This window comes from Micromonospora sp. ATLC16, assembly GCF_057196645.1.
Genome location: NZ_JBXUOW010000006.1, coordinates 121,120 through 133,946 on the forward strand (window position 1 = coordinate 121,120; position 12,827 = coordinate 133,946).

Annotated in this window: 10 protein-coding genes and 1 pseudogene; 7 read left to right on the top strand and 4 right to left on the bottom strand. The window is 71.5% G+C overall.

The window, feature by feature from the left end:
* Positions 1–213: 213 nt before the first annotated feature.
* Together AC2CHE_RS04810 and AC2CHE_RS04815 are read right to left on the bottom strand one after the other, a co-directional pair.
* Entirely contained in the window at positions 214–1,602 is a 1,389-nt protein-coding gene (locus AC2CHE_RS04810; RefSeq protein WP_484503661.1) for a chitinase, read from the bottom strand.
* Positions 1,603–1,754: 152 nt separating this feature from the next.
* Entirely contained in the window at positions 1,755–3,179 is a 1,425-nt protein-coding gene (locus AC2CHE_RS04815; protein ID WP_484503662.1) for a carbohydrate-binding protein, read from the bottom strand.
* A 214-nt stretch (positions 3,180–3,393) separates the two neighbouring features.
* Here AC2CHE_RS04815 and AC2CHE_RS04820 point away from each other — a divergent pair, with 214 nt between their 5' ends.
* The 4 genes from AC2CHE_RS04820 to AC2CHE_RS04835 all read left to right on the top strand — a co-directional run bounded on the left by AC2CHE_RS04820 (position 3,394) and on the right by AC2CHE_RS04835 (position 8,362).
* On the top strand, positions 3,394–4,542 hold the full coding sequence (locus AC2CHE_RS04820; RefSeq protein ID WP_484503673.1) for a carboxylate-amine ligase: 1,149 nt from the start codon (positions 3,394–3,396) through the stop codon (positions 4,540–4,542).
* 18 nt (positions 4,543–4,560) lie between these two features.
* Complete coding sequence (locus AC2CHE_RS04825; protein ID WP_484503663.1) at positions 4,561–5,931, top strand: FAD-dependent oxidoreductase; 1,371 nt, start codon at positions 4,561–4,563, stop codon at positions 5,929–5,931.
* A gap of 91 nt (positions 5,932–6,022) precedes the next feature.
* Complete coding sequence (locus tag AC2CHE_RS04830; RefSeq protein WP_484503664.1) at positions 6,023–7,447, top strand: WGR domain-containing protein; 1,425 nt, start codon at positions 6,023–6,025, stop codon at positions 7,445–7,447.
* Between the two features lie 42 nt (positions 7,448–7,489).
* On the top strand, positions 7,490–8,362 hold the full coding sequence (locus AC2CHE_RS04835) for an aminoglycoside phosphotransferase family protein (protein ID WP_484503665.1): 873 nt from the start codon (positions 7,490–7,492) through the stop codon (positions 8,360–8,362).
* 55 nt (positions 8,363–8,417) lie between these two features.
* On the opposite strand, the gene AC2CHE_RS04840 is transcribed toward AC2CHE_RS04835, so the two are convergent.
* Positions 8,418–9,224, bottom strand: coding sequence for an Fpg/Nei family DNA glycosylase (locus AC2CHE_RS04840; RefSeq protein WP_484503666.1), 807 nt, complete (start codon positions 9,222–9,224; stop codon positions 8,418–8,420).
* 276 nt (positions 9,225–9,500) lie between these two features.
* Here AC2CHE_RS04840 and AC2CHE_RS04845 point away from each other — a divergent pair, with 276 nt between their 5' ends.
* The 3 genes from AC2CHE_RS04845 to rocD all read left to right on the top strand — a co-directional run bounded on the left by AC2CHE_RS04845 (position 9,501) and on the right by rocD (position 12,685).
* Positions 9,501–10,277, top strand: a complete 777-nt coding sequence (locus tag AC2CHE_RS04845) for a thrombospondin (protein WP_484503667.1) — start codon at positions 9,501–9,503, stop codon at positions 10,275–10,277.
* Between the two features lie 381 nt (positions 10,278–10,658).
* Positions 10,659–11,474 (top strand): dimethylargininase, encoded by an 816-nt coding sequence (ddaH, locus tag AC2CHE_RS04850; protein WP_484503674.1) that lies wholly within the window; start codon positions 10,659–10,661, stop codon positions 11,472–11,474.
* Positions 11,471–12,685, top strand: coding sequence for an ornithine--oxo-acid transaminase (gene rocD, locus AC2CHE_RS04855; protein ID WP_484503668.1), 1,215 nt, complete (start codon positions 11,471–11,473; stop codon positions 12,683–12,685). Before ddaH ends, rocD begins: the two co-directional genes overlap by 4 nt.
* A 61-nt stretch (positions 12,686–12,746) precedes the next feature.
* Here rocD and AC2CHE_RS04860 read toward each other — a convergent pair.
* Positions 12,747–12,827 (bottom strand): annotated as a pseudogene (locus AC2CHE_RS04860) (GNAT family N-acetyltransferase); the annotation flags it as partial.

Below are 12,827 nucleotides of genomic sequence, written 5' to 3' on the forward strand. Positions count from 1 at the left end.
CACCCCACCCACCCCGTGAGCCCCCTACGCCCACCTGCGCCCCCTGCGCCCCCTGCACCAAGCCAAGATCCGGGCAACTTCGGGGATGTTGCTGCCTCAGCCGAGCCCGAGACAGCAACATCAGGGAAGTTGCCCGGATCTTGAGCGTGTCAGGTGGCCGGACCGGCCGCCTGCTCTGGGGCGACCTGACGATCGACGTGGCGGGAGCCACTGTCAGGGGAGGGTGCGGAGGTGGGGGGAGACGGTGCGGGCGAAGGAGTTGTTGTTGGTGACGTCCCAGTTGATGGACCAGGTCATCGCGCCGCGCAGGCCGGGGTAGGTGCGCGGGGGGCGGAAGCTGCCGCAGTTGGTGGCCCGGGTCAGGCAGTCCAGCGCGGCGTTGACCACGCTGGGCGGGACTATGCCGCCACCGGCCGCGCCGGGACCGGCCGGCAGGCCGAGCCCGACCTGGTCGGGCCGCAGCCCCGCCTCCAACTGGATGCAGGCCAGCGCGACGATGAAGTTGACCGTCCCCTGGGCGTACGCGGCGTTGTTGTCGCAGCCGAGCATCGCTCCCGAGTTGTAGAACTGGGTGTTCACCACGGTCAGGATGTCCTTGATGTCCAACGCCAGCTTGAAGTAGCTGCCCGCCGGGTTCTGCATGTCGATGGTCTGCGGCGCCATCGCGATGATCAGCCCGCTGCCCACCTTCGCCCGCAGTGATCGCAGGGCCTGCGCCATGTACGTCGGGTTCAACCCGTTCTCCAGGTCGATGTCGACGCCGTCGAAGCCGTAGCGCTGGATCAGGGCGTACACGCTGTCGGCGAAGGCCACCGCGGAGGCCGCACTGTTGACCACGACCCGGCCGGTCTCGCCACCCACCGAGATGATCACCTTCTTGCCGCGACTCTGGAGAGTCCGCACGTCGGCCGAGAACTCGGCGTCGGTGTACCCGCCGAGCGAGGCGGACAGCCCGGGGTCGATGGCGAAGCCGACCGCGCCGGCCGTGCTGGTCGCGTCGGCGAAGGCGACCGCCACCAGGTCGTACTCGGCGGGTACGTCCCGCAGCCGCAGCTCGGCCGCCGGGTTGTCGAAGTTGTGCCAGTAGCCGGTCAGGATGTGCTTCGGCAGCCCGGTGGTCGGCGGCGGGCTGGTCGGCGGCGGGGTCGTCGGAGGAGGCGTGGTCGGCGGCGGGGTCGTGGGTGGCGGCGTGGTGGGCGTGGTGCCGCCGGCGCAGGCCGCGCCGTTGAGCCGGCAGTTCGCCGGTACGCCGGCACCGCTGCCGAGGAAGCCGAAGGAGACCGAGGCGCCAGGTGCGATGCTGCCGTTCCAGGAGCGGTTGGTGAAGGTGTACCGCTGGCCGCTGGAGGTCAGCAGCGCGTCCCAGTAGGTGCCGACCGTGGTGCCGGCGGGCAGGTCGAAGGCGAGACTCCAGCCGTTGACCGTGGTGCCGCCCCCGTTGGTGATGGTGTACTTCCCCTCCCAGCCCGAGCCCCAGTCGGACGTCTTGACGAAGCTCGCGGTGACTCCGGCGGCGTACGCGGCCGGCGCCAGCCCGACCACCCCGATCGCGGCGGCCACTGCGCCGATCACCGCCAACACCAGCGTTCTGGACCGCTTCATGTGCCCTCCAGCCCGGACGAGAATCCATGGACGTCAACCTGACGCCCATTATTAAGACTGTTAACTGTTTCTGTCCAGGGGCTGGCCCTGGGCGAATCGACGCGGCCCCCTGTCTCGCGAGAGGCGATGCCAGGGGGCCGCGTCGCCACGCCTCAGCGTCGGAAGTGGAACCAGTTGACGTTGACGAAGTCGTTGGGCTGCCCGCTGGTGAAGGTCAGGTAGACGGTCCGTCGACCGGTCACACCGGAGACGTTGCCCGGCACCGAGCGCCAGCTCTGCCAGCCACCGGTGTTCGCGATGGCGAAGCTGCCGATGGGTGCGCTGGTCGGGCTACCCACCCGCACCTCCACCAGACCGCTGACGCCGGACCCCGCTCCGGAGGCAACCCGGGCCACGAAGTCGCGTGGCCCGCCGGAGCCGAACTCCACGTTGTCGAAGCGGGCCCAGTCGCCGTTACGTAGCGCGCCGATGTTCTGCCCACCCTCGGAACACGCCTCGACGATCACCCCGTTCTGGGCGTTGAAGGACTCGGCCTGGATGGTCGCGTACGCGTCCCGCGTCCCGCTCGGCGGCGGGGTCGTCGGCGGCGGCGTGGTGGGTGGCGGGGTACTGCCACCACCCCGGCTGTAGACGGCGACGTAGTCGACAAGCATCGGCCGGCCGGGCACGGTGGCCGAGGTCGGCGTGGCGCTGCCGGCGACCCCGTTCGGGAAGGCCCCGCCCATCGCCACGTTCAGCAGCAGGAAGTAGCCGGCGTGGCTGGTCATCTGCGACCAGTACGGCTCACCGACCCGGCTCTGGCTCACCGAGTGGTAGAGCTGCCCGTCGACGTACCAGCGCAGCTGCTGAGGACTGACCGAGGCGTCCCACTCGAAGCGGTAGGTGTGGAAGGCCGACTGGCAGGTGCCGCCCGGGCAGGCCCGGGAGGCGCCGATGCCGTTGAACTCGTCGCACGGGCCGCCCGGCGCGACGCCGCAGTGCAGCACACCCCAGACCGAGTTGAGCCCGTTGACGTTCTCCATCACATCGAACTCGCCGATGCCCGGCCAGTTCTGGTAGTTGCCCCGGTAGGGCGAGCCGAGCGCCCAGAACGCCGGCCAGTATCCCGACGCGCCGGCGCCTGTGACGTTGGGCATCTGGAGGCGGCCCTCGATGGCGAGCACGCCGCCGGCCGGGGCCTTGAAGTTGCTGCGGACGGTCTCGATGCGGGCCGAGGTCCAGCGGCCGGCGCTGTCGCGCAGTGGGGTGATCCGCAGATTGCCGGCGCCGTCGTGGCTGACGTTGGCGGTGCTGTTGGTGTACGTCTGGATCTCGCCGGTGCCCCACTGGGGTGGACCACCCGGGTAGCTGGTGCCGGTGTCGATGATCCAGTTGCCGGAGGACGGCAGGGTGCCGGCGGGACCGGTGAAGTCGTCACTCCACACCAGGCTCCAGCCCGACGGTGGTGGCGGTACGGCGGCGTCCGCGGTCGCGCTGAGCCCGGCCAGGACGGTGGTGACGGCGGCGAGCAGGGTCAACGCCAGCCGCGGCCGGCGTCGCGTGGGCGGGGCGGCAGGTGCCGCCGGGGCAAGTGTCATCACGTGCCTCTCTACGGGGGACGGGTTAGAGAGCGCTCTCCCGAGTTGTACGTCCCCCCTAACGCAGTTGTCAATGTCGATCGATCCGGTTCGCCCGGCGATCGGACACGCCCCGCCACACCTGTCGGAGTTTCCCAGTGCCACCACCGGGGGTAATTGCCGGCCGACCCGGTGCGGACGGACCGCCCGGGCGCAGGAGTGGACGGTGGTAGTGATGGTCAGGCAGGCGGCAACCGCCCCGAATCCTCCGGTCGAGGCAACCGACCTGCTCACCGTGGGTGTCGAGGAGGAGTTCCTGCTCGTCGACCCGGACACCGGTGTCGCGGCGCCCGCCGTCGAGGCGGTACTGGAGCAGGTCCCCGCCGAGTTGCGGGGGCAGGTCGAACGGGAGTTCCAGACCAGTCAGATCGAGATCGGCAGCCCGCCCGGGCTGGAACTCTCCTCGATCCGGCACTCTCTCAGTCTGCTCCGCGCCTCGCTGGCAGATGCCGCCGAGCGCGCCGGCGCCCGGTTGCTCGCGATCGGCACCGGGCCGATCGACGGACCGGTGCCCCCGGTGGTCGACAAGCCCCGCTTCGACCAGATGCTCGCCCGGTTCCGGCTGCTGGTGCCCGGGCCTGGCAACAACGGCATGCACGTTCACGTCGGAGTACCGGACCCCGACGCGGGCGTACAGGTGCTCAACCATGTGCGGCCGTGGCTGCCGATCCTGCATGCGGTCACCGCCAACTCGCCGTTCTCCCGGGGAGTAGACACCGGCTACGCCAGCTGGCGGTCGGTCGAGTGGGAACGCTGGCCCTCGGTCGCGCCGACGCCCTACCTGGTCAACCACGAGCACTACCAACGACTGATCCGTCAGCTGATCGCCAGCGGTGTGATGCTCGACGAGGGGATGCTCTACTGGTACGCCCGGCTGTCGGCCAAGTACCCGACGGTGGAGCTGCGCATCGGTGACGTCTGCTCGACCGTCGACGACGCGGTCCTGATCGCCGCGCTGGTCCGTGGGCTGGTGGCGACCGCGCTCGACGACATCGCGGCCGGTCGGCCACCGCTGCCGACCGACCATCACCTGCTGGTCGGCGCGCACTGGCGGGCCGCCCACGACGGGCTGGAGGGTGAGGCGGTCGACCTGTCCAGCGGTGAGCTGCGGCCGGCCTGGGACCTGCTGCACCAGCTCGTCGGACGCCTCGGTCCGGCCCTCGAACGCCACGGCGACCTCGCCGAGGTGACCGGCCTGCTGGAAGGGCTACGCCGGCACGGCAGCGGGGCCGCACGACAGCGTTCGGTGTACGCCCGGACCGGACGGTTGGAGGATGTGGTGGAGGACGTGGCACGCCAGACCCGGGGCGAGGACCCGGCCTGACGCGAGGGAGGTGATGGCGTGGCGGAACGGTTGATCGTCGTCGGCGGGGACGCCGCCGGAATGTCGGCCGCCGCCCAGGCGCGCCGCCTCCGGAACCCGGACGACCTGGAGATCGTCGTGTTCGAGCGGGGGCACTTCACCTCGTACTCGGCGTGCGGGATCCCGTACTGGATCAGCGGCCTGGTGACCGACCGGGAGCAGTTGGTGGCCCGGTCGCCGAAGACGCACCGCGAGGACTACGCCATCGACGTGCGGCTCCGGCACGAGGTGGTCGAGATCGACCTGGTCCGTCGCGAGGTGGTCGCCCGCGACCTGGACGGCGGCGGCGACGTCCGCGAACCGTTCGACAACCTGATGTACGCCGCCGGAGCGGTGCCGAAGAAGCCGGCCTGGGCGCACACCGACGCCGCCGGGGTGTTCGGGGTGCAGACCCTCGACGACGGCTCGGCGTTGCGCGGCTGGCTGGAGACCGAGCCGCGACCCCGGCGGGCGGTGGTGGTCGGCGGCGGCTACATCGGTGTCGAGATGGCCGAGGCGCTGGTCCGCCGCGGCCTGTCCGTCACCCTCGTCGAGCGCGACGAGCAGCCGATGTCGACCGTCGACCCCGACATGGCCCAGCTGGTCACCGAGGCGATGCGCGGGCTGGGCGTGGCCATCCGCACCGGCGTACAGGTGACCGGCCTGTCGGAGCGCGACGGCCGGGTCAGCGAGGTGGTCACCGACGACGGGCCGATCCCGGCCGACCTGGTGGTCCTCGGTCTTGGCGTACGTCCCAACACCGAGCTGGCCGCCGCCGCCGGCCTGCCGCTCGGGCCGACCGGCGGAATCCGGGTGGACCGCCAGATGCGGGTGTCCGACGTGCCCGGGGTGTGGGCCGCCGGGGACTGCGTGGAGACCCTGCACAAGGTCAGCGGCATGCCGGTGCACGTGCCGCTCGGCACCCATGCCAACAAGCAGGGCCGGATCGCCGGCATCAACATCGGCGGCGGATACGCCACCTTCGCCGGGGTGATCGGCACGGCCGTGACGAAGGTGTGCGACCTGGAGGTGGGGCGCACCGGGCTGCGGGAGCGCGAGGCCCGGATGTCCGGGTTCGAGTTCGTCTCGGTGATCGCGGAGTCGACGAGCCGGGCCGGCTACTACCCCGGCGCGCGGCAGATGACGGTGAAGCTGATCGCCGAGCGCCCGAGCGGACGACTGCTCGGCGCGCAGATCGTCGGCTGGTCCGAGGCGGCGAAACGGATCGACACCCTGGCCGTGGCGCTGTGGAACAAGATGACGGTGGACGACATGACCGCCCTCGACCTCGGCTACGCCCCGCCGTACGCCCCGGTCTGGGATCCGGTGCTGGTCGCCGCCCGCAAGGCCGTGGACGCGCTCGCCCGCTGACGGCTCCGGGGCCGGTTTCCTGTCGGTGCCGGGGGTTAGCGTGTGCGCGCCGCCCGGTCAGGGCCGACGCCAACCCCTCGGAGGAATCCCCATGTCGCAGGAGACGACCTACCTCGAACTGTCCGAATTGGACGGTGCGGCGCACAAGTTCTACGAGGTGGTGGTCGACGACGCCTCGTTGACCGTGCGCTACGGGCGGATCGGCGACCAGGGTCAGGTGAAGACCACGGGCTATCCCGACAACACGCGGGCCCGCGCCGCGGCGGCGAAGAAGATCGGCGAGAAGATCCGCAAGGGGTACGCCCCGGCGGTGCCCGGCGTACGCCAGAAGCGGGTCGTCTCCCGGCGGCAGATCGTCAGCACCCGCTCGGCCGCCCGCACCGCCCCGGTGCTCTGGCGGTACCACTCCGGCGCCCCGGCCTTCGGCATCTTCGTCGACGGACGCACCTGCATGGTGGGCAACGAGCGAGGTGTGATCACCACCCTCGATCACGACGCCCGCGTGCTGGACCAGGTCCGGCTTCCCGACGGCGTCAAGTGCATCGTCGCCGACGACGCCTGGATCTACGCCGGCTGCGACGACGGCAACGTCTACGACCTGTCCGGCAAGATCCCTCGGGTGGCGTACGCGATCGTCCCCGACATCGACATCTACTGGCTCGACATCCACGACGGCGTGCTGGGCGTCTCCGACGCCGACGGCGGGGTCGCCGCCGTCGACCACGAGGACGAGTTCCTCTGGCGGCGGGCCGGGCGCGGCCGGTCGGCCTGGATGGTGCGCTGCGACGCCGACGCCGTCTACCACGGCGACTCGACGGGGGTCAGCGGCTACGACTGGCGCACCGGCCGGGAGTTGTGGCACACCCGCACCGGCTCGGTGCTTTTCGGCTGGCAGGAACGCGACGCCGTGTTCGCCGGCACCGCCACCCGTGAGGTGGTCCGCCTCGGCAAGGACGGCGGTTCGGCAGCCCGCACCTACCGCGCCGACGCACCGGTCTTCTCCTGCGCCACCGCCGCCGACGGCCGCTACGTCTTCGCCGGTGACAGCCAGTCGTCGATCTACTGCTTCGCCGCCGACGGCACCCGGCTGTGGAAGCTCGGCACCGGCTGCGGATCGGCCTACTCCATGCAATACCACGACGAGCGCCTCTACGTGGTAACCACCAGCGGTCACCTGGCCTGTATCGACGCCAGCGAGCCCGCCATCAGGGCGGCGGAGGCGGGCAGCGTGCCCGACGTGGTCGACGTGAAGGCCCCGGCCCGGCTGCCCGAGCCGGCCGCCGTCACTCAGGTCGAGGTCGTCGGCGACACCGGTGACGGGGTCGTCGTCGAGTGCGTCGAGCAGGGCGGTCGGCTGCGGGTGCACGTGCTGTCCGCCGGCTACCACCGGAACTGGTCGGTGCAGTTCCCCAAGGGCATCCGCCAGCCGGGTACCCGATACCTGGTCACCGAGGTCCGTGAGTCCGGCCGTGGCGGCTTCTACCGGGCGTACGGTGACATCCGCCGGCTCCGCTGATCACGGTTGTGGCGGGCGCTCGGGCTCGGCCACCATGAGCCGGTGAGCGACGCGCTGCGCATCCCCGACGGGTTGACCTGGCTATACGACGTGCCAGGCGGCCGGGAATGGCTGGCCGAGCTGCCGGGCAGACTGGCCACCTGTGCCCGGCGCTGGTCGCTGCGGCTCGGACCGCCCTTCGGGTACGCCTGCGCCTCCCTGGCGGTGCCGGCCGATCTGCCGGACGGCACCCGCGCGGTGCTCAAGGTGCAGTTCCCCGACGGGGAGAGCGAACACGAGGCGGCGGCGCTGTGCCGCTGGGGCGGCGACGGGGCCGTCCGGCTGCTCGCCCACGATCCCGACCTGCGGGCACTGCTGGTGGAGCGCTGCGAGCCCGGCACACCGCTGCACGCGGTACCGCTCGACGCGGCGCTCGACGCGGTGGTGGCGCTGCTCCCGCGCCTCTGGATGCCGGCCGGTCGGCCGTTCACGTCGTTGGCGGAGGCCGCCACCGGGTGGGCGTCCCGGCTGCCGATCAAGTGGGAACGGGCCGGGCGGCCGTTCGAGCGGCGGCTGGTCGACGCCGCGCTCGACCTGCTCGGCGGGCTCACCGGCAGCCAGGCTGCGCAGGTCCTGGTCAACCAGGATCTGCATGCCGCCAACGTGCTACGCGCCGGGCGCGAGCCGTGGCTGGTGATCGACCCGAAACCGCTGGTCGGCGAGCGGGAGTTCTCGGTGGTGCCGATGGTGCGCGGCACCGAGCTGGGCCACTCCCGCGCGGCCGTCCGCCACCGCCTGGATCGGCTCAGCGCCGAGCTGGGGCTGGACCGCGACCGGGTGCTCGGCTGGACGATCGGTCAGACGATGGCCTGGAGCATCGACGGCGACCGGGTCTTCACCGACCACGTCGAGGTGGTCCGCTGGCTCCTCGACTGAGACCGTGGTCACGGCGCGACCGCTCTTCCGCCTCGGCCGTGCTCCCGGAGGCGTCCTACGCCTGGCAGGTGGGGCACCAGTAGAGGTTGCGGGCGGTGATGGTGCCTCGGCTGATCGGGGTGCGGCAGACGTGGCAGGGCTGGCCAGGGCGGCGGTAGACGTAGACCTCTCCCCCGTGCCGGTCGACTCGGGCCGGACGACCCATCGCCTCGGGCAGGTGCGCGGCGCGGACGGTGTCGATCCGACCGGTGGCGACCGCGAGCGTCATCAGCTCGGCCAGGTCGGCCCAGAGCACCTGCCAACCGGGCGGGGTCAGCTCCCGGCCGGGCAGCCTCGGCGACAGGCCGGCGCGAAACAGCGCCTCCGTCACGAAGATCAGCCCGGTGCCGGCCACCACCGTCTGGTCCAGCAACAACGCTGCCAGCGGCGTCACGCTGCGCGAGATCCGAGCGTACGCCCGCTGCGGATCGGCGTCGGCGCGCAGCGGATCCGGTCCGAGTCGCGCTCGCAGCGCGGCCACCTCGGGCTGACCGAGCAGTTCACATGCGGTCGGCCCACGCAGGTCGAGCCAGTGCCGGTCGCTGGTCAGCCGTAGGCGGATCTGCCCCATCGGCTCCGGCGGTTCACCATCGCCGTCGGTGATCTTCCCGTAGAGGCCGAGGTGCACGTGCAGCGCCAGCTCACCCGCGTAGTGGTGCAGCAGGTGCTTGCCGTATGCCTCGGTGGCCTCCAGCACCGTGCCGGAGATCCGGGCGGCACCGTCGGCGAAGCGGCCCTGAGGGCTGGCGGCGAGCACCTTGTCCCCCACGAACAGCTCGGCATGCCGGGCCGCCAGGCGATGAATGGTGTGTCCCTCTGGCACGGGGCCAAGCGTAGCCAGCGGGCCGGTGAGCAGCGGTCGGGCCCGGCCTGCCGCGCGCGACGGGCCGGCCGGAACGCGCCTCGGTGCCGCAAATACTCGCCACCGACGATGGGCTTTCGATCGGGATCTCCAGCCTCGCCGACTGCCACAACTGCATGATCGACGAGACGGGTGGGGTGTTGGGTGGGTGGGGGTTGGGTACCTGCTGGGTGTTGTGGCGTGTTTGGCGATACGGGGCTGATGCCGCCAGCCACGCATCGATCAGGAGGTGCACCCATGAGAATTCCTTCGCTGTTGCGCCGGACGGAGCCGGCGCCGGCGGCAGCCGACGACGGCAAGACCGGTGCGGTCGCCACCGACACCCACGCCGACGAGCGGTCCGACGTCGAGGGCCGCGCCGACGACAGCACCACCCCACGAACCGCTGCGGACGGGGCCGCCGGCCGGGCCGCCACCGACCGCGATGGCACCACCGACCCCGACGGCACAGACCGCGGCATCACCGACCGCGATGGCATCACCGACCCCGATGGCTCAGACCGCGGCATCACCGACCGCGATGGCACCATCGACCCCGATGGCTCAGACCGCGGCATCACCGACCGCGACGGCACCGCCGACGGCGATCGGGTCGGCGACGGCGCCGTCGAGCGGGACGGCAGGGTCGACGATGACCGGACCCCCGACGGCGCAGCCGGCCGGGACGTACCGCCGGCTCCGGTCGGGCCACGGCCCCGGGCCAGCCTGCTGGCCACGCTCGGCCTGATCGTCGCCGTCGGCGGCGTCCTGTTCGTGCTCACCGGCGCCCTCGCCGGATACGGCATCGCGGTGGGCGCGGTCGGAGCAGTGCTCGCCGTGCTCGGCCTGATGGCCACCCGTCGGCGGCACATCGCCGGCAAGTCCGACGCGCTGCTGGGCATCGCACTCGGGCTCGGCGCGGTGGTCCTGGGTGTGCTGGCGATGACCGGCCAGTACGACTGGCCGACCACCGACGGAGACCAGGTGATCCGCCTCCGCGAGTGGCTTGATTCACAGTTTGTCGATCGCCTGTAGCGGGCACTTTTCGGCCCGCCGGTGTTTCACCGGTGCCGGTCGGTGCGAAACCGACCGTAGCCCGATCAGATCTGGTGGTGCACCAGCCGGGCGCACATGCTCGTCGGGGGCGGCGGTTCGCCGCCCCTGACGTATGTCCGGGGCAGCGGTCGCCGGAGGTACTGCCCGGCGACCGCACCCGGGCGAGCCAGACGCGAGCCGAAAGCGGGCCGGACGCAACGAATCTGCTCCAACCAGGTCCCAAACGCAATGATCTGCCGTTGAATGCAAGGGTTCGCGGTGGATTCTGCTGGTCGAGCCCGCATACCGTTGAGCCACGGCGCCAGCCCGTGGGCCGACGGTGGCCGGGCGCGCCCGAGGCTTGGAGCAGGACACATGACGATGGACGCCACCCACCAGCACTTTCTGATGTGCCGGCCGACGTACTTCGCCGTCGACTACGCGATCAACCCGTGGATGGATCCGACCGCACCTGTGGATGCCGACCGAGCGGTGCGGCAGTGGGAGCGGCTGCGTCAGATCTATCTGGACCTGGGCCACACCGTCGAGGAGATCGCACCGGTGCCGGGCCTGCCCGACATGGTCTTCGCCGCCAACGGCGGCACCGTGATCGACGACAAGGCGATGGCGGTGCAGTTCCGCGACCCGCAGCGCGCCGACGAGGCACCCGCGTACCGCGCCTGGTTCGAGGCGGCCGGCTTCCAGATGTACGACCCGAAGCACGTCAACGAGGGTGAGGGCGACGTCCTGCTGGCCGGGAACCACCTGCTCGCCGGCACCGGTTTCCGCACCGCGCACGCCTCGCACGCCCAACTCCAGGAGGTCTTCGGTTACCCGGTGATCACCATGCAGTTGGTCGACCAGCGCTTCTACCACCTGGACACCGCGCTGACCGTGCTCGACGAGCGGACCGTGGCGTACCTGCCGGAGGCGTTCTCGCCCGGCAGTCAGGCCGTGCTGCGCCGACTCTTTCCGGACGCGGTGCACGCCACGATGGCCGACGCGGAGGTGCTCGGGCTCAACGCGGTCAGCGACGGTCGGCACGTGGTGCTGCCCGAGCAGGCCACCGGTCTGGCCGCCAAGCTGCGTGACCGGGGCTACGAGACCATCGGCGTCGACCTGTCCGAACTTCGTCGGGCCGGCGGTGGCCCGAAGTGCTGCACGTTGCGACTCCGTCAGGGAAAGGCGAGCCGATGATCGAGGACATACTGCGGACCCCGGCCGCGGTGCAGGACGCGGAGCGCCACACCGCGCACAACTATCACCCGCTGCCGGTGGTGATCTCCTCCGCCGAGGGTGCCTGGGTGACCGACGTGGACGGCAAGCGCTACCTCGACTGTCTGGCCGGCTACTCGGCGCTGAACTTCGGCCACCGGCACCCGACACTGATCGCCGCGGCACACGCCCAGCTCGACAAGCTGACGCTGACCAGCCGGGCGTTCATCCACGACCAGTTCGCCGACTTCTGTCGGGAGTTGGCGGCGCTGTGCGGCAAGGACCTGGTGCTGCCGATGAACACCGGCGCGGAGGCTGTCGAGACCGGCATCAAGGTGGCCCGCAAGTGGGGCTACCAGGTCAGGGGAGTACCGGCCGGCCAGGCGAACATCGTGGTCGCGGAGGGCAACTTCCACGGGCGTACGACCACCATCGTCAGCTTCTCCACCGACTCCGACGCCCGGGCCGACTTCGGGCCGTACACCCCCGGTTTCCGGATCGTCCCCTACGGCGACCTCGACGCCCTGACCGAGGCGATCGACGAGCACACGGTCGCCGTGCTGCTGGAGCCGATCCAGGGCGAGCAGGGCGTGGTGGTGCCGCCGGAGGGTTACCTGCCGGGCGTGCGGCGGCTGTGCACGGAGCGCAACGTGCTGTTCATCGCCGACGAGATCCAGTCCGGCCTGGGCCGCACCGGCGCCACCTTCGCGTGTGAGCAGGAAGGTGTCGTGCCGGACATGTACCTGCTGGGCAAGGCGCTCGGTGGGGGAATCGTGCCGGTCTCCGCGGTGGCGGCCGACAGCGACGTGCTCGGCGTGCTCCAGCCCGGACAGCACGGCTCCACCTTCGGCGGCAACCCACTCGCCTGCGCCGTGGCGACCGAGGTGGTCCGGTTGCTGGCGACCGGCGAGTTCCAACGTCGCTCCGCCGAGTTGGGCGAGCGGTTGCAAGCCGGCCTGCGCGGCCTGATCGGCAAGGGTCTGGTCGAGGTACGCGGCCGGGGTCTCTGGGCCGGCCTGGACATCGATCCGGCCCTGATGAGCGGCCGGGAGGCCTGCGAGCGGCTGATGGAGCGGGGTGTGCTGGCCAAGGACACGCACGGCTCGACCATCCGGCTGGCCCCGCCGCTGGTGATCACCGACGAGGAGATCGATCACGCGGTGGCGCAGGTGGCCGCCGTCCTGGCCGGCTGAACGGTCGTACGGTCCGGTGGGGGGGGGGGGCCCCGGCCCCCCCCCCCCCCCCCGACGCGGTTCAGTCCACCACCGGGCTGCGGCGCTCCAGCAGGACGACGTCGCGCCAACGGCCGTGGTGGCGGCCCACCCGTTCGCGGGT

What these genes read in the sequence shown, in the direction of transcription:
- AC2CHE_RS04810 (WP_484503661.1), bottom strand. Translation starts at nt 1,602, where the DNA reads ATGAAGCGGTCCAGAACGCTGGTGTTGGCGGTGATCGGCGCAGTGGCC.
- AC2CHE_RS04815 (WP_484503662.1), bottom strand. Translation starts at nt 3,179, where the DNA reads ATGACACTTGCCCCGGCGGCACCTGCCGCCCCGCCCACGCGACGCCGG.
- AC2CHE_RS04820 (WP_484503673.1), top strand. Translation starts at nt 3,394, where the DNA reads ATGGTCAGGCAGGCGGCAACCGCCCCGAATCCTCCGGTCGAGGCAACC.
- AC2CHE_RS04830 (WP_484503664.1), top strand. Translation starts at nt 6,023, where the DNA reads ATGTCGCAGGAGACGACCTACCTCGAACTGTCCGAATTGGACGGTGCG.
- AC2CHE_RS04845 (WP_484503667.1), top strand. Translation starts at nt 9,501, where the DNA reads ATGAGAATTCCTTCGCTGTTGCGCCGGACGGAGCCGGCGCCGGCGGCA.
- ddaH (WP_484503674.1), top strand. Translation starts at nt 10,659, where the DNA reads ATGGACGCCACCCACCAGCACTTTCTGATGTGCCGGCCGACGTACTTC.
- rocD (WP_484503668.1), top strand. Translation starts at nt 11,471, where the DNA reads ATGATCGAGGACATACTGCGGACCCCGGCCGCGGTGCAGGACGCGGAG.